Origin of the sequence: Rhodovulum sp. P5, from assembly GCF_002079305.1 — a bacterium.
Taxonomy (GTDB): Bacteria; Pseudomonadota; Alphaproteobacteria; order Rhodobacterales; family Rhodobacteraceae; genus Rhodovulum.
In genome coordinates this window covers 1,452,401-1,467,368 of record NZ_CP015039.1, presented here as the reverse complement: position 1 = coordinate 1,467,368, position 14,968 = coordinate 1,452,401, and the positions used below count along the sequence as shown (strand labels likewise).

Annotated in this window: 15 protein-coding genes; 9 read left to right on the top strand and 6 right to left on the bottom strand. The window is 66.0% G+C overall.

Annotated features, from left to right (window positions below; translation table 11 throughout):
- Nucleotides 1–3: 3 nt before the first annotated feature.
- The 4 genes from RGUI_RS07165 to RGUI_RS07150 all read right to left on the bottom strand — a co-directional run bounded on the left by RGUI_RS07165 (nt 4) and on the right by RGUI_RS07150 (nt 4,030).
- Nucleotides 4–1,917, bottom strand: coding sequence for a heavy metal translocating P-type ATPase (locus RGUI_RS07165; protein WP_081532421.1), 1,914 nt, complete (start codon nt 1,915–1,917; stop codon nt 4–6).
- Between the two features lie 150 nt (nt 1,918–2,067).
- Nucleotides 2,068–2,505, bottom strand: a complete 438-nt coding sequence (locus RGUI_RS07160; protein WP_081532420.1) for a diheme cytochrome c — start codon at nt 2,503–2,505, stop codon at nt 2,068–2,070.
- A 17-nt stretch (nt 2,506–2,522) separates the two neighbouring features.
- Nucleotides 2,523–2,915 (bottom strand): DUF1924 domain-containing protein, encoded by a 393-nt coding sequence (locus RGUI_RS07155; RefSeq protein WP_081532419.1) that lies wholly within the window; start codon nt 2,913–2,915, stop codon nt 2,523–2,525.
- Entirely contained in the window at nt 2,912–4,030 is a 1,119-nt protein-coding gene (locus RGUI_RS07150; protein ID WP_081532418.1) for a cytochrome b/b6 domain-containing protein, read from the bottom strand. Before RGUI_RS07150 ends, RGUI_RS07155 begins: the two co-directional genes overlap by 4 nt.
- A gap of 205 nt (nt 4,031–4,235) precedes the next feature.
- Here RGUI_RS07150 and RGUI_RS07145 point away from each other — a divergent pair, with 205 nt between their 5' ends.
- The 8 genes from RGUI_RS07145 (at nt 4,236) to RGUI_RS07110 (ending at nt 12,237) form a co-directional block, all read left to right on the top strand.
- Nucleotides 4,236–4,871 carry a cytochrome b/b6 domain-containing protein gene (locus RGUI_RS07145; RefSeq protein ID WP_081532417.1) on the top strand — a complete coding sequence of 212 codons (636 nt, stop codon included), beginning with the start codon at nt 4,236–4,238 and terminating at the stop codon, nt 4,869–4,871.
- Nucleotides 4,872–4,937: 66 nt separating this feature from the next.
- Nucleotides 4,938–5,306: an EF-hand domain-containing protein gene (locus RGUI_RS07140; RefSeq protein ID WP_172841100.1), complete on the top strand. Its 369-nt coding sequence runs from the start codon at nt 4,938–4,940 to the stop codon at nt 5,304–5,306.
- A 43-nt stretch (nt 5,307–5,349) separates the two neighbouring features.
- Entirely contained in the window at nt 5,350–5,802 is a 453-nt protein-coding gene (locus RGUI_RS21850; protein WP_253798981.1) for a PepSY domain-containing protein, read from the top strand.
- A complete protein-coding gene (locus tag RGUI_RS07130) occupies nt 5,802–6,473 on the top strand; it encodes a response regulator transcription factor (RefSeq protein WP_081532415.1) in 672 nt (223 codons plus the stop codon). Before RGUI_RS21850 ends, RGUI_RS07130 begins: the two co-directional genes overlap by 1 nt.
- Entirely contained in the window at nt 6,470–7,819 is a 1,350-nt protein-coding gene (locus RGUI_RS07125) for a HAMP domain-containing sensor histidine kinase (protein ID WP_081532414.1), read from the top strand. Before RGUI_RS07130 ends, RGUI_RS07125 begins: the two co-directional genes overlap by 4 nt.
- A 163-nt stretch (nt 7,820–7,982) precedes the next feature.
- Nucleotides 7,983–8,498 (top strand): DUF2202 domain-containing protein, encoded by a 516-nt coding sequence (locus RGUI_RS07120; RefSeq protein ID WP_216640109.1) that lies wholly within the window; start codon nt 7,983–7,985, stop codon nt 8,496–8,498.
- 413 nt (nt 8,499–8,911) lie between these two features.
- Nucleotides 8,912–10,447 (top strand): alkaline phosphatase PhoX, encoded by a 1,536-nt coding sequence (locus RGUI_RS07115; RefSeq protein ID WP_081532412.1) that lies wholly within the window; start codon nt 8,912–8,914, stop codon nt 10,445–10,447.
- Nucleotides 10,448–10,599: 152 nt separating this feature from the next.
- Nucleotides 10,600–12,237, top strand: a complete 1,638-nt coding sequence (locus RGUI_RS07110) for a hypothetical protein (protein WP_081532411.1) — start codon at nt 10,600–10,602, stop codon at nt 12,235–12,237.
- A gap of 84 nt (nt 12,238–12,321) precedes the next feature.
- Here RGUI_RS07110 and RGUI_RS07105 read toward each other — a convergent pair whose 3' ends face one another.
- Complete coding sequence (locus RGUI_RS07105; RefSeq protein ID WP_081532410.1) at nt 12,322–12,606, bottom strand: c-type cytochrome; 285 nt, start codon at nt 12,604–12,606, stop codon at nt 12,322–12,324.
- Nucleotides 12,607–12,836: 230 nt separating this feature from the next.
- Between RGUI_RS07105 and RGUI_RS07100 the strand changes: the two genes are divergently transcribed.
- Nucleotides 12,837–14,411 carry a DUF116 domain-containing protein gene (locus RGUI_RS07100; protein ID WP_081532409.1) on the top strand — a complete coding sequence of 525 codons (1,575 nt, stop codon included), beginning with the start codon at nt 12,837–12,839 and terminating at the stop codon, nt 14,409–14,411.
- 36 nt (nt 14,412–14,447) lie between these two features.
- On the opposite strand, the gene RGUI_RS07095 is transcribed toward RGUI_RS07100, so the two are convergent.
- Nucleotides 14,448–14,906 carry an ATP-binding protein gene (locus RGUI_RS07095; RefSeq protein ID WP_253798966.1) on the bottom strand — a complete coding sequence of 153 codons (459 nt, stop codon included), beginning with the start codon at nt 14,904–14,906 and terminating at the stop codon, nt 14,448–14,450.
- Nucleotides 14,907–14,968 lie beyond the last annotated feature (62 nt).

Genomic DNA, 14,968 nt, shown 5'->3' with positions numbered 1-14,968 from the left:
CGCTTATCCCAAGGGCTTCCGGATCGGATCGGTCAAAAGGCGCAGTCCGTTCAGGACCACCAGCACGGTGCCGCCCTCATGGCCCACCACGGCGACCGGCAGGGGAAGGTGAAAGAACAGCCCCGTGGTGACCAGCACCACCATCGCGCCCATGGCGAAGATCAGGTTCTGCCGGATGATCCGCGCGGTGCGGCGGGCCAGCCGATGCGCCATGGCCAGACGGCGAATGTCGTCGGACAGCAGCGCCACATCGGCGGCCTGAAGCGCGACCTCGGACCCCGCCGCACCCATGGCGATGCCCACATCGGCGCGGGCAAGGGCCGCGGCATCGTTCACGCCGTCGCCGACAAAGGCCACCCGGCCGTGGGCTGTCAGGTCGGCGACAATGTTCAGTTTGTCTTCGGGGTGCAGATCGGCACGGATCTCATCCGCGCCGATCCCCAGGTCCGCGCCGACCCGATCTGCCACGGCGCGGCGGTCGCCGGTCAGCATCGCGATCTGCTTCACCGCCCCCTGCCGCAGCGCCTGCAACCCGGCCTTGGCGCTGTCCCGCGGGCGATCCTCTACCGTCAGCGCGCCCAGAACGCGCGCGCCGCGGCCCAGCATCACCAGTGTCCGGTGGCCGGTTTGCAACCCCTCGATCGGTTGCGGCAGCACGACCGGCGCGGCCCGGGCGCCCATCTTTTCGGCCAGCCGGGTGTTTCCGGCCCAGATCATGCCCTCGTCATCGACGCCGACCATCCCCGCCCCCGGCACGGCGCGGGCTTCGCGCACCTCTGCCGGAGTGATATTCCGCGCGGCGGTATGGCGGCGGATCGCCTCGGCGATCGGATGTTCGGACTGTGCCTCCAGCCCGGCAAGGCGCGACAGGAACTCGGTTTCGTCGCCGGTGCAGGCGATATCGACGACCTCCTGCCGCCCGGTGGTCAGAGTGCCGGTCTTGTCGAAGGCGAAGATGTCGACCCGCGCCAGTGTTTCCAGCGCGGCGCCGCCCTTGAACAGAACACCGCCGCGGGCCGAGGCCGACAGGGCCGACAGGATGGCCGCCGGCACCGAGATCACGATGGCACAGGGGCTTGCCGCGACAAGCAGCGTGGCCGCACGGTACAGCGCCTGATGCCAGCCGTCGCCAAGCGCAAGGAACGCGGCAAAGGCAAGGACCGCGCCCGCAAGAACCGCGACCGTGTAGCGCTGCCCGAACCATTCCGAGAACCGTTCCGACGGGGCGCGGGCCGCGTGCGCCTCGGTCACCAGCGCGATCATGCGCGCGACCGTGCTTTCCGACAGGGGCCGGGCGACCTCGACCGCAAGCACGCCGTGCAGGTTCACCGTGGCCTCGAAGACCTGCGCGCCGGGCGTCTTGTGCACCGGGACGGATTCGCCGGTGATCGTGGCCTCGTCCAGCGCGCCTTCGCCCTCGACGATAACACCGTCCACGGGTACCCGTGCGCCGGGGCGCAAGATCACCACATCGCCGGGGGCGAGCGTTTCCACTGGCACCTCCTCGGTACCGGCGTCAGTGCGGCGCAGGGCCCGGTCGGGTCGCAATTCCATCAACGCCTCGATGGCCCGGCGCGCCCGGCCCATGGCGCGGTGTTCCAGCGTGGTGGACAGGCTGAACAGCGTCAGCAGCACCGCGCCCTCGAAAGGGGCCCCCACGGCGGCGGCGGCCAGCGCCGCGATCACCATCAGCAGGTCGATGTCAAGCTCGCGCTCCCGCACCAGCGCCTCAAGCGCCCGAAGGCCGGCCGGGACGCCGCCGGCGCCATAGACGGACAAAAGCGCGGCGAGTTCGGCGGCGTCCCCCCAGGGCAGGTCCGCGGGCCACAACCAACGTGCGACCGCGGCCACCAGCATTCCGGCAAGGGTGATGGCCGTCAGAACCAACGGCCGGGTCTCTTCGTTCAAGTTCAACATTCGGGAAAAGCCGCCTTTCCGTCAGCCGTGCCTGTTCACGTCAGCGCAACCGCGCCATCGGCGGCAGAGATAAGGCCATCTGTCGGCCCGGGACAGTTCTTTTCCGCCGCCCGCGACCGCGAATGGTCGCGGGCGGCGGTCCTGACGGCCTCAGTCGTCTTCATAGATTCCGCGTTCGGCGCCGCGGTGGCAGGCGACGCAGTTGGACATGGTCTTGGCCCGTTCCATCATCCGGGCCGAGACTTCGCGGCCATGCTCGCGCTTGAACCACGGCAGGTCGCTGATCTTCATGGGCGTGACAGTGTCGGGCACGCTGCGGATGCGGGTGGCGGCGTTCGAGAGCAGATAGGCCTCGATCTCGGCACGGGTGGCGTCATCCAGTTGGGCGTTTTCGCCGAAATGGTCGTCCAGACCGGCCATGATCGCCTGCCAGCTGCGCGCAGGCAGGAAGGCCGGTTGAAAGGCCATGTGGCAGGCGCCGCATTCCTCTTGCGTGGCGGCATGGGTGACGGGCGGCACGCGGTCCTCGTCGGCGAGCGCGGGCAGAGCCATGACAAGGCTCAGGCCGAAAGCTGCGGATCGTATCATGGAACTCTCCCTCAAGATCAAAGGCCGGAAAGCCAGGCGATGATGTCGGCCTTTTCGGCGGCGGTGCAGGCGCGGCCCAGCACGCTGTCGCAATTGCGGCCGAACCATTTCTCGACCTTCTTGACGTCGGTGAAGCGGTCGGGGTTGGCCGAGGGGGCCAGCGGATCGATGGTCTTGCCGGTGCGGGTTTGGCCCGCGGCGCGCGGATTGTCGGTGTGACAGGTGGTACAGGCCGGCGTGTCGGGCTTGCCGGTGCCGTGGGTCGCAAGGAACAGGGCCTTGCCCGCGGCGGGGTTGGCGGGTGTGCCGGCCTCGGCCTCGTATCCGGCGATCAGGCGGGCGGGCGAGGTGTCCTGCGCCAGGGCAGGGGCCGCGGCCAGCATGGCAAGGCATAGGGTCAGTCGTTTCATCTTGTGGTCTCCTTCGGAATGGAAATGGCAAAGGGGCTGAACCGGCCGGTTTCGGCATCGGCATGGCAGGCTGCGCAGTTCGCGCGGGTGAAGATGGGGGCACGGTTGAACAGCGCCTCGGGCAAGGTGCCGTGAAGGCGCTGCCAGGCCGGGGTCTCCGTCAGCGTGAAGGGGGCCTCGGGGGCGGGCTGCGCGAAGATGCGTGCCGGGGCGGTGTCCACGGTTTCGGCAGCATTGGCCGTCAACCAGGCTTCGATCTCGGCGGCATCGCCCGCGTCGATCCAGGCATTCTCGCCGAAATGGGTGTCGAGCCCGGCCATCAACTGCTGCCACGATCTTGCGGGCAGCAGGCTGGGGTGAAAGACCATGTGGCAGGCGCCGCATTCCTCGGCCGTCAGCGGGTCGATCGCGGCGACGGGCTGGTTCGGAACCGGGCGCATGGACAGGATCAGGCCACCCGACAGCAGCATCGCGGCCATCGCGGCAATGGTCTTGACCGCGCGCCCCGCTCGGGGCCGAACGCCATCCGGTTCGATATCGCCCGGGCGGGCCTCCTTAAGCCCGGTCACCATGGCGCGGGCGAGGTTTTCGTCGCTGCGGCGGCTTTCATACAGCACGCCGCCCAGATGCATGAGGACCAGCACCGCCACGCCAAGGGCGACCGCCTCGTGCAGCTCGCGCGCCGCGTGCCCCGCCCCTGTTCCCAGATCGGCGGCAAGCGGACCAAGGCGAAGCCAGCCGCCGAGGATCACAAGGCCGGTGATCGCCAGCGCGAGGATCGCGACGAACACGGCCAGCACCATCAGCGCGCCCACCGGGTTGTGCCCCCGATGGCGGTGGTCCTGACCGATCACATGGGAGAGGAGCGCCCGCGGCCGTGGCACGAAATCGGCAAAGCGGGCATGGCCGCCGCCGAAGACGCCCCACACGATCCGCGCCAAGACCAGCGCCGCCGCCGTACCGCCGCTGGCCAGGTGGACGGCCAGCCATCGGGCATCGCCGAAAAAGCCGGTCAGGGCGGACAGCGCGACGGTGGCGACAAGGCCCCAGTGGAACAGGCGCACCCAGATGTCCCAGACGGGAACTTCGGGAAAGGGCGTGGATCGGGACGTCATGGTTGCGGATGGTCCTTGGCGTTGTGTCGAGAGGCATTTCGCACAGGGCCCCTGACAGCCGCCTGACGGGTGCGGTCAGGCTGCTGTCAGCTTTGCCGCGCTAAACTGGGCGCAACGCCAATCATCGATTTCAGAAGGAGACCGGCATGAAACATTGGAAGGTTGCACAACGCGGCATCGCCGCGACCGGGGCGGAGGTCCTTTGATGGCGGACGCGACGCACAGCACCGGTATGATCCGGGTCTGGGACCCGTTGGTGCGGATCGGACATTGGGTTCTGGTGGTCGCCTTCGCCACCGCCTACCTGACAGAGGGCGAGCCTGAATGGCTGCATGTCTGGGCAGGCTATGCGATCGCGGCGACGGTTGCGCTCCGCCTGCTTTGGGGGGTCATCGGGCCGCAACGGGCGCGCTTTTCCGATTTCGTCACCGGGCCGGGCCGCGCGGTGGCCTATCTGCGCGACCTGATCGCAGGCCGGGCGGAACGCCATGTCGGTCACAGCCCGGCGGGCGGGGCCATGACGGTTGCGCTCTTGGTCACGCTGGGGGTGACGGCCTTCGCCGGAATGGGCACGCTTGCCGCCGAAGAGGGTGAGGGGCCGCTGGCCGGCATCGTCGCACAAATCCCCGAAACGGACGGGCCGCGCGCCTATACGGGGGACCACGACGAGGACGAGCATGGCGAACACGGCGAGGAAAGCGCCTGGAAGGAAGTGCACGAGGTGGCCGCCAACCTGACGCTGATCCTGATCCTGTTGCATCTGGGCGGTGTGGCGCTGGCAAGTGCGCGTCACGGCGAAAACCTCGCCCGCAGCATGGTCACCGGGGACAAGCGCGCGTGACCGCAACCTTTGATGGCCCGGCGGGAAAGGTCTTGCCGGGCCATCCGAGCGCCGAAGGAGACCGAGATGAAGACCCGCAGATATGTGCCCGTCCTGATCGCCCTTGCCCTTGGGCTGGCCGCACCGGGCTATGCCGGGAACGGTACGGGCGATGCGATGCAGGGGGGCGTTGTCGGGCAACGCGCCGTGCAACCGGGGATGGCGCACCGCCGAAGTCCGGCCGAGATCGCGCAAGTTTTCCGCCAGATGGACGGCAATGGCGACGGCGTTGTGACCCGTGCCGAATACATGGCCATGCGCATGGGCGGCGGAAGCGGTCGAAATGCGGCGCGGATGGAGGCGAACCAGACGGGAAAGGCGGCACGCTTTGCCACGATGGATAAGGACGGCTCCGGCACGCTGACGCTGGGCGAGTTCGGCGCTGTCAGCCCGTGACGGAGGGCGTCGGGCGTGCATGCCGGTCGCGCGGCACGGGCGAATGGGTATATTCCTGGGCGTGATGGTGATGTCGCGCTCCATACTCCCGTTCCTGGCCATGACGTTTCTGGCCTTGGCCGCGCAGGCGGATCCCGATCATGATCGCGCCCGCGCGGCCCTTGAGCGGGGCGAAATCCTGCCCTTGTCGGAGATTCTGCCGGATGTTCAGGCGCGCCATGGCGGGCGGGTGATCGAGGTGGAACTGGAGCGCGAGCGGGGCCGCTATGTCTATGAGTTCGAGGTGATCACCCGGTCCGGCCGGATCCTGGAGATCGAAGTTGATGCCGCGACGGGACGAGAAACGGCAGAGTCCGGCACTGACACGGATAATCGGATCGGTGACAATGACGGGCGTCGGTCCGGCCGTCGTGGACAGGGAAACGGCGATGGGACCGGCGGATCGGGTGGCGGTGGCTCCGGCGGTGGTAATGGCAATGGCGGGGGGCGAAACTGATGCGCGCCCTTGCGGTCGAAGACGATGCGCGGATCGTGGCGGACCTGTCCGCGGCCCTTGGCGCGGCGGGCTTTCGGGTCGAGACCTGTGCGGATGGGGAAGAGGCATGGTTTCTGGGCGATACCGAGGAGTTCGACCTTGTCGTTCTGGATCTCGGCCTGCCGCATCTTGACGGGCTGACGGTTCTGAAACGCTGGCGCGCCAATGGCCGCGACATGCCGGTTCTGGTGCTGACCGCGCGCGGCACATGGATGGAGCGGGTCGAGGGGATCGACGCCGGTGCCGACGACTATCTGCCCAAACCTTTCCGGATGGAGGAACTGGTAGCCCGTGCCCGCGCGCTGGTCCGGCGCGCGGCCGGACAGGCGCAGGCGGTGGTGGAGGTCGGCGTGCTGTCCCTCGACACCAACCGGATGACCGTGGCAATCCGGGGCAGGCCCGTTCAGACCACCCCGCTGGAATACCGGCTGCTCGCCTTCCTCGCCTTGAACCGGGGCCGGGTCGTTCCGCCCACCGAATTGCTGGACCATCTTTATGGCGATGAGGACTCGCGCGAGACGAACGCGCTGGAGGCGGTCGTGGCGCGCCTCCGCCGCAAGCTGGGGTCGGGGGTGATCGGGACGCGGCGCGGCTTTGGCTATTTCCTGCAGGACGAGGATACAGAGGCATGAGGCGCCTGTCGCTGCGGCTGCGGCTGGCGCTGGCCGGGGCCGTTGCCATCGTCGCTGCCATCGCGCTGGCCTCGCTCGGCATGGCGGCGCTGTTCGGTGCTCATGTGGAACGGCGCGCCGTCGCCGAATTGTCGGTGCAACTCGATCAGGTCATCGCCGGGCTGGAGCGCGGGCAGGACGGTGAAATCGAACTGACGCGCACGCCGGCCGACCCGCGCTTCAGTCGCCCATATGCGGGGCTCTACTGGCAGATCGAGACGCCGGTCCGCATCCTGCGCTCCCGCTCGCTCTGGGATGTCGATCTGGCCTTGCCCGAGGACGAGCTGCCCGACGGGATGGAGCATGTCCATACCCTGAGCGGGCCGGTGGGCGATCTGCTGGTGATCGAGCGCAGCGTCACCCTGCCGGAACGGTTGGGGGGAACGCTCTTGCGGGCCGCGGTGGGAATGGACCGGACAGACCTGGCCACGGCAAAAGCTGCCTTTCTGCGCGATCTGGCACCCTATTCGGCGCTTCTGACGCTTGCGTTGATCGCTGCGGGATGGATGCAGATCGCCGTGGGTCTTCGACCGCTGGCCGCCATTCGCGACCGGGTTGCGGCGGTGCGATCGGGGCAGGCGCGGAGACTGGGCGCGGACTTCCCTGCCGAGGTCTTGCCGCTGGTCAACGAGGTCGACGCGCTTCTGGCCGCGCGGGAGGCGGAAATCGAGACGGCGCGAACCCGGGCCGGCGATCTTGCCCATGGGCTGAAGACCCCCTTGCAGGCGCTGCTGGGGGAGGCAGGGCGCCTGCGCGCGGCGGGGCATCTTGAAACCGCCGGTGCGGTGGAAGACATCGCCACTGCGATGGGGCGGCACGTGGATCGGGAACTGGCCCGCACCCGCGTCTCGATCCGGGGTCGCGACACGACGGCCCCGGTGGCCGATGTGGTCCGGGGGCTGGTGAGCGTGATCGCACGGGCGCAAGGCGGCAGGAGTATCGACTGGGTGCAGGAGGTTCCCACGGACCTTGTCGCCGCGGCCGACCCCGACGATCTGGCCGAGGCGCTGGGGGCCTTGATCGAGAATGCCGCGCGCCACGCCGCGGGCAAGGTCCGCCTGACCGGCCGGCGCGTGGGCGACAGGGTGGACATTGCCGTCATCGACGACGGTGCCGGCATTCCCCCCGACCGGATCGAAGCCCTGATGGCCCGCGGTGCGCGCGCCGACATGCGCGGAACCGGCCTTGGCCTTGCGATTGCCGGTGACATCGCCGACGCGCTGGGCGGAACGCTGAGCCTGCATCCCCGCGATACCGGTCTGGAAGCCCGGCTGAGCGTGCCTGCCGCCAAATCCGCACCGGATTGACGCCGGCTGTCAGCGATCTGTCAGGTTGCCCCAAATAAGATATATCAAAGAAGCATAAATTAGGGCGCCATCGGGGCGTTCCTGACCGTCCGAGGGGGCCCGTTCCCATCGGCGGCCAGCACTGAAACCTGCAACACTGGAGGACAGGATAATGAAAAACGGCATGTTCACGGGGCCTGGCGGAAACCGCGGCGCGGGGTCCGGCGACGGGATCAACAACAACAATGGCGGGCCCGACGCCTACACCGACGAAGATATCGCCAACCTTCTTTACATGCTTGAGGAGGAGAAACTGGCCGGCGACATCTACGAAGCTCTCTATGACCAGACCGGGCTTCAGATCTTCGCCAATATCGCGGAGTCCGAGGACAGCCATGTCGCGGCGCTCTTGGCGCAAGCGGATGTCATGGATATCGACGTATCCGCGATCCTTGCCGAACCGGCCGGCAGCTTCGTGAACCCCGACCTGCAGGCGCTGTACGACACGTTGCTTGCGCAGGGCAGCGAGTCCGCGACAGCGGCGCTGGAGGTCGGGGTCCTGATCGAAGAGACCGACATCGTCGACCTTCAGGAAGCCGCCTCGTCGGTCGAGGGTACCGCCTTGGCCGCAGTCTACGACAACCTCTTGGACGGATCGGCCAACCATCTCGACGCGTTCGAGGCCTGGCTCGGCGCCTGATCCACATGAGCCTCCCGCCGGCCCTGCGCGGCTGGCGGGATGTGCCTGTTTTCCTCTACGGCCGCGTCCGGTGGCACGCCGGTGCCTGCGTTCTGTCAGGTTTGCGGCGCGCAGGGCATATATTGGGACTTGTCGCCAAATGCCGATGCCGCGGACGATTGTCCCGGACAAGATACCCTCCAACTGTGGCTGTGCAGTGACCATGCCGGCGGTCGAAAACCGCTGAGGGTGGCGGCATTTGACGGGATTTTGGGCTGACATGGGTCAGCGGATGGCGCCCCGACCGGCACGACAACCCATGCAATGCTACAATTCGCCCGCTGTCATGAATTTGTCTTAAATCTGTTACGCTTGCGTTTCGCCGGCGAAATAGGGTCCGCCGGGCAAAAGCAAGCCATCAGGGAAATTACCCCATGAAGACCAAGTTCCTTTCCGCGGTTCTCGTGACCACGGCGCTGACCGCGCCCGCGTTTGCCGAGAACCTGACCCGCCTCGGCGCTGTCACCGTCGGTGGTGAAGTCACCGGCATGTTCATCAACGGCGATGACATGTTCTTCAACGTCCAGCACCCCGCTGACGACCTCGGCAACGAGTGGGCCAAGGCCACCGTCGGCGTGATCGCCAACGCCAATTTCTACGCCGATGCCCTGCCGGTTCCGGAAGGCGACGCGAAGAACATGGTCACCTCGTCGATGGGCGACTACCAGATCCTCGTGCAGGAAGGCGACTTCGGCACGATCGGCTCGATCGTCGGCGTCGACGGTGAACTGTTCGTCTCCAACGATCCCGACTTCAACGCCTTCGTGCCGACCGGCGAAAACGAAGGCTACCTCTTCACCAACTGGGAAAACCGCCCCGGCGGCATGTCCCGCGTGAAGCTTTCCCGCGCTGCCGACGGCACCTACAGCGTGGATGAGAACGACGCCAAGATGCTCGACTTCATGTCGGTCGAGGGCACTTGGGTGAACTGTTTCGGCACGCTGAGCCCCTGGGGCAATCCGCTGACCTCCGAAGAACTCTACTTCGACGAGACCGCTGACTGGAACAACGCCGGGTACAAGTACATCTCTGACGTTGCGGGCCTGGCCGACTACCTGGGCAAGTACCCGAACCCGTACCGCTATGGCTATATCGTCGAGATCACCGATCCCGCCGGCTCCGCCACCCCGGTCAAGCGGTTCGCCCTGGGCCGCTTCAGCCACGAAAACTCGGTCGTGATGCCCGACCAGAAAACCGTCTACCTCTCCGATGACGGCACGGGCGTGGTCTTCTACAAGTTCATCGCCGACACCGCGGGCGACCTGTCGGCCGGTACGCTCTACGCTGCCAAGGTGACCCAGCGCGCCGACAACGGCTTTGACGTCGATTGGGTCGAGCTGGCCCACGGCACCGAATCCGACATCGCCGGCTGGATCGCCGACTATGACGGCATCACCATGGAAGACTACAAGGAGGGCGAGTCCTCCTACATCTCCGATGCCGATATCGCGGCCTGGGCCGCCGGCGATGCCGCCGACGACCGTGCTGCGTTCCTTGAAAGCCGCAAGGCTGCCGCTGCCAAGGGCGCCTCGGCCGAGTTCCGCAAGATGGAAGGCGTGAACGTCAACTTCAACGCGCTGGAAGCCGGCCACATGTTCGCCTACATGGCCATGTCGGAAATCGCCAAGACCATGTCCGACGGCAAGGGCGACGTTCAGCTTGAAGAGAACAAGTGCGGTATCGTCTACCAGATGCCGATGGACGCCTCCTACAACATCACCGCGATGAACCCCGCTGTCGTGGGCGGCCCCTACGACAAGAATGCCGAGGCCAACTCCTGCGCGCTCGACAACATCTCGAACCCCGACAACCTGGTGGTTCTGGACAACGGCGACGTGATCATCGGGGAAGACACCGGCAAGCACGAGAACAACATGTTCTGGCTGTGGCAGGCCTCGGCCGCGATGTAATCGCGCCGTTCAAGCCCGATACAGCAAGAAGGGGCGGCGAACGTGCCGCCCCTTTCCCCCTCAACGCCTCCAGCCAGCCGGATCATGCGCCGCCATCCGCGCGCGCGCCCTGATCCCAGCCCGAAGCGTCCCCCACAGTTCTGGAGTAACGTATGCCCAATCGCATCCCGCGCGCCGTCGTTCCGTCGCTGATTGCAGCGTCCACGCTTCTGGCCGGCCTTGCCGCCCCTATCTTTGCGCAGGACCTGACGACCGCCGATACCGCAGACATCATGCGCCTGCGACCGGGGTCGGTCGAACTGGCTGCGGCCGGTCGGCGCTACAACCCCGAGGCCCCGGTGACGGCCATGTGCTATACCCGGATCGAGGCGCGCTATAACCCCTGCTACGTCTGCCACCAGAACAACGACGACAAGACCCGGCCGAACTTCATGCAGGACGGCGACCTGCAGTCGGAATACGCCTTTTCCGAAGCGGGGATGACCAATCACTGGACGAATCTTTTCATCGACCGCTCGGCCGAGGTGTCCGCGATTTCGGACCAGGAGATTCTCGACTGGATCGACGGCGACAACTATTCCGACCTTGAAACGCGACTGACGGCGGCCGGCTTTCCCGGCTGGGTTCCGGATCTGTCGGGCTACGAAGACGCGGCCCATGCCTTTGACGATGATGGGCTGGCGAAAGACGGGTCATGGTGGGTGGCCTTCAACTACAAGCCGCAGCCTTCGACCTTCTGGCCGACCAACGGGTCGACCGATGACGTTCAGATCCGCCTGCCCGCGCGCTTCTATACCTTCGCTGATGGCACCGCCTCGCGGGATCTGTATTTCGCCAATCTCGCGCTTCTGGAAATGGCCTTTCAGGACGTCGACACGGTCACGCTTCCCGAGGTGGACGAGGCACAGATCGGCACCGATATCGACGGCGATGGCAAGATCGGCATGAGCCGCCGGATGGCCCGGCGCGGCACCTATCTTGGCGCCGCGTCGGAAGAGGCCGTGGTGCGCATGACTTACCCCGAAGGGACGGAGTTCCTGCACGCGGTCCGTTATGTCGGCATCGACGGCGAGGCGATCGTGCCGGCCCGCCGGATGAAAGAGCTTCGCTATATGGTCAAGACCCGGCAGCTGACCATCCCGGAGCTTGCCAGCCGCTATGGCAATGAACGGCAGGAAAAGATCGACGAGAACCTGCCGCGCTACATCGACCTCGGGCCCAAGGGTATGGACAACGGCTATGGCTGGACCATGCTGGCATGGATCGAGGATGCCGATGGACAGCTTCGCCGCCAGACGAATGAGGAGCTGTTCTTCTGCCGCGGCTGTCACGCCACGGTTGGCGCGAATATCGACCAGACCTGGGCCTTTCCCCGCAAGATGAAAGGGGCCGATGGCTGGGGCTATATCGACCTGCATTCCATGACCGATGTGCCGAACCTTGGCGAAGACCAGGGCGAGATCGCGACCTATCTTGAACGTGTCGGCGGGGGTGATGAGTTCCGGGCCAATAAGGAAATGATCTCACGGTGGTTCGCCCCCGACGGCACGGTCGCCCATGACCGGATGGCGGGCAAGACGGTCTACGACCTTCTCGCCCCTTCTGTCGGGCGGGCGCTGACGCTGAACAAGGCCTATCGGGTCATCGTCGCCGAGCAGAGTTTTCTCTTTGGCCGCGATGCGACGGTCACGCCGCTGACCAGCGTTCACGCCTACATCGATGAGGCCACGGCCCCGACCCTGCCAGTGGAGTACCGCTACAGCCACGACATCCGGCTGAACTGGGATTAATCGGGCGATCCTGATGGCGGAGCCTTCCGGCGGAGGGCTCCGCTTTATAGTGCCCCGGTGGCGCGTTCGACGGGAACGGGTGGCCTAGTCCGCCAGAAGCGCGAGATAGGCGCGCATGGCGAGGACCTGTTCCTCGTCGAAACCGAAATCCTGCATCGAGTCCATGCCAGAGGTTCCCCGCCGGATCGCGGCGATGGTCGCGCCGCGAATGTCCGGCGCACGTTCGTCCCCCCTGGCGTCTTCGTTGTGGCAGGACACGCAGAGGACCGAGAACAACTCTCGCCCATAGTCCGCGTCGCCTTCGGGAACCTCGCCAGAAAGCGAGGGCGTGGCCGTCAGCGCAAGGGCAACCAGAAGGGAAATCCGCATTCTTCGACTCATATTTGTTACCTGACTTTTTTGCAGGGTCTTCGTAACACGTCCGTGACACTGCCGGATGGTCGCGGCGGGGCACAGCATCTTTGGCGCCATCAAGCGCCATGACCGCCAAAAGGGAGCGATGGCACCGGCCGCGCAAGCGTGGGTCTCCAGATGCGTGTCATTGACAGAACGCTCCCGCCTTCTGACAGTGTTCGTGAGCAGAAGACTGGAGAACGCGCTTGTCTGAAAAGGGACCGGTCAGCCTGACCTCTGCCGCATCCATTGCGGCGTGGGAGCGTGCGGCGTTGGCCGACCATGCCGCCGGATGTGGGGGCGACCGGGTGCTTTTTCATCGCGTGATGCCCGCGGTCAGCATCGGCTGTCATCAGGCTTTCGAACATGAGGTCAGGCAAGACTACTGCATCGGCGCCGGGATCGATGTCAGTCGCCGGGTCACGAGCGGCGGGGCGCTGTTTGTTGACGCCGGGCATCAGGGCATGAGCCTTGTCGTTCCTGCCGCCCGTCTTGGGCGTTGTCTTGCCCAGCGTCTGGAAACCGGGGCGGGGATCGTCGCCGGCGCGCTTGATCGGCTGGGGATCGCTACCGCGCTCAAACCCCCGAACGATCTGGAAACGGCCGATGGCCGCAAGATCGGCGCCGTGTTTATGGCAGAGGAGGGGGCATCGGCGCTGCTTTACGCCAATCTGATCGTGTCCCTCGATCTGGAAACGACGTTGCAGGCGCTTCTGGTGCCGACCGAAAAGCTGACGCGAACGGGGCTGGAACAGGCGCGGGACCGGATGACGTCGCTTGAAGACCTCCTCGGCGCCGTGCCCGATGCCGGCGACGTGCAGGCGGCCCTGCTTGCCGCGGCGCAGTCGCACCTTGGCGTCCCGCTGGCGGTGGCCGGCGAGGTTTCGAAGAGTACGGCAGGTCCGGTCGAGCGCCCATGGTCTGCGGGTCCGGCCGGTTTCGAGACGCTGGACAAGACCGCGGGCGCGACGCTGAGGCTTTTGCTGGATGTGGACGGGGTGATCGTGTCGGACCTGCGCTTTGCCACGGACGGACATATCACACCGCCGGACAGTTTGCAGCGCCTCGCCCAGGGCTTGGTCGGGCAGCGTATGGACGACCTGCCGGAAATCGCAGCCGGGCTGCTGGCCGATATCGCGCCGGACATGGTTGGGTTTACGGCGAACGACCTCGTGGCCCTTGTTCAAACCGCGGTGTCCAAGCATCGGCTTCGGTCCGACCTTGGGCTTTCGGCCGAAGAGACCTCTGCCGTGATGCTCGCGGGGCCCTCTGACAATACGCTCGCGGCGCTGGAGCGTGCCGAGGTGATGCTGGTGCCCTATTGCGCGAAACCCGCGTGGTGCACATGGCGTCACGATACAGACTGCGTGGAATGCGGGCGGTGCGACGTTGGGGAAACCTACCGGATGGGGCGGGAACGCAACATGGAGGTTCTGACCATCCTCAACTACGAACATCTCGTCGAGACGCTGGACGACATGCGGGGCCGCGGCGTGGAAAGCTATGTCGGCATGTGTTGCGGCGAGTTCTTCCTGAAACGCCACGCGGCATTTAGCGAATCCGGAATGCACGCGACGCTGGTCGATATCAAGGGCGCGACCTGCTATGAACTGAAGCAGGAGCAGCTTGCTTATGCCGGCACATTTGCCGCCGAGGCTGCGCTGGACCTCGATACCCTCGAAAAGGTCATGGCACGGGTTCCGGCACGCGACAGGGTTGCAGGGACTTGTGCCGACTGCACGATGCCGCGAACTGGTGACAGGACAAGCGGAACGTCCTGAAGGCGTGGCGCGGGCCGACACGGGCCAGACACTCCGCTACCCATGCGCCAGGATGACGAAGCCTTCATCCGGTGACGGCGGGGCGAAGTGAACGTTGATTTGCCGGAATTGCGCCTCGGTCACATCAAAGGGGTGATCGCCCCGCGCATTGCGGGCGCGCAACCTGTCCATGCAGACTTCATCGGGGACGTCCAGCAGGTGGAGGACGTGCGACGCCGTCGTCCGGTCGAGGATGCCGCGCATCCAGCGGCGGGTCTCGACCGTATTTGCCGGAAAATCCAGTACCACCGAGACGCCTGCATTCAGCAAAGAGACGACATGGGGCCCCATGATTGCCCGCAGTTTCGATGCGCAGCGCACATAGTCGGGGATCGACACCATCTGATCGGAATAATGCCCGGTCAGCCAGTCGTGTTCGGCAATCAAGACGTTTTCGCGCGGTAGGCAAAGTTCGCGTGCCAAGGTGGACTTTCCGGAGGCGATCTTTCCGCACAATAGGTGCAAAGTCGGTGTTTCAATGCACGTGATACCGGTCTTTCAGGGGCGGTGGGGGCCGC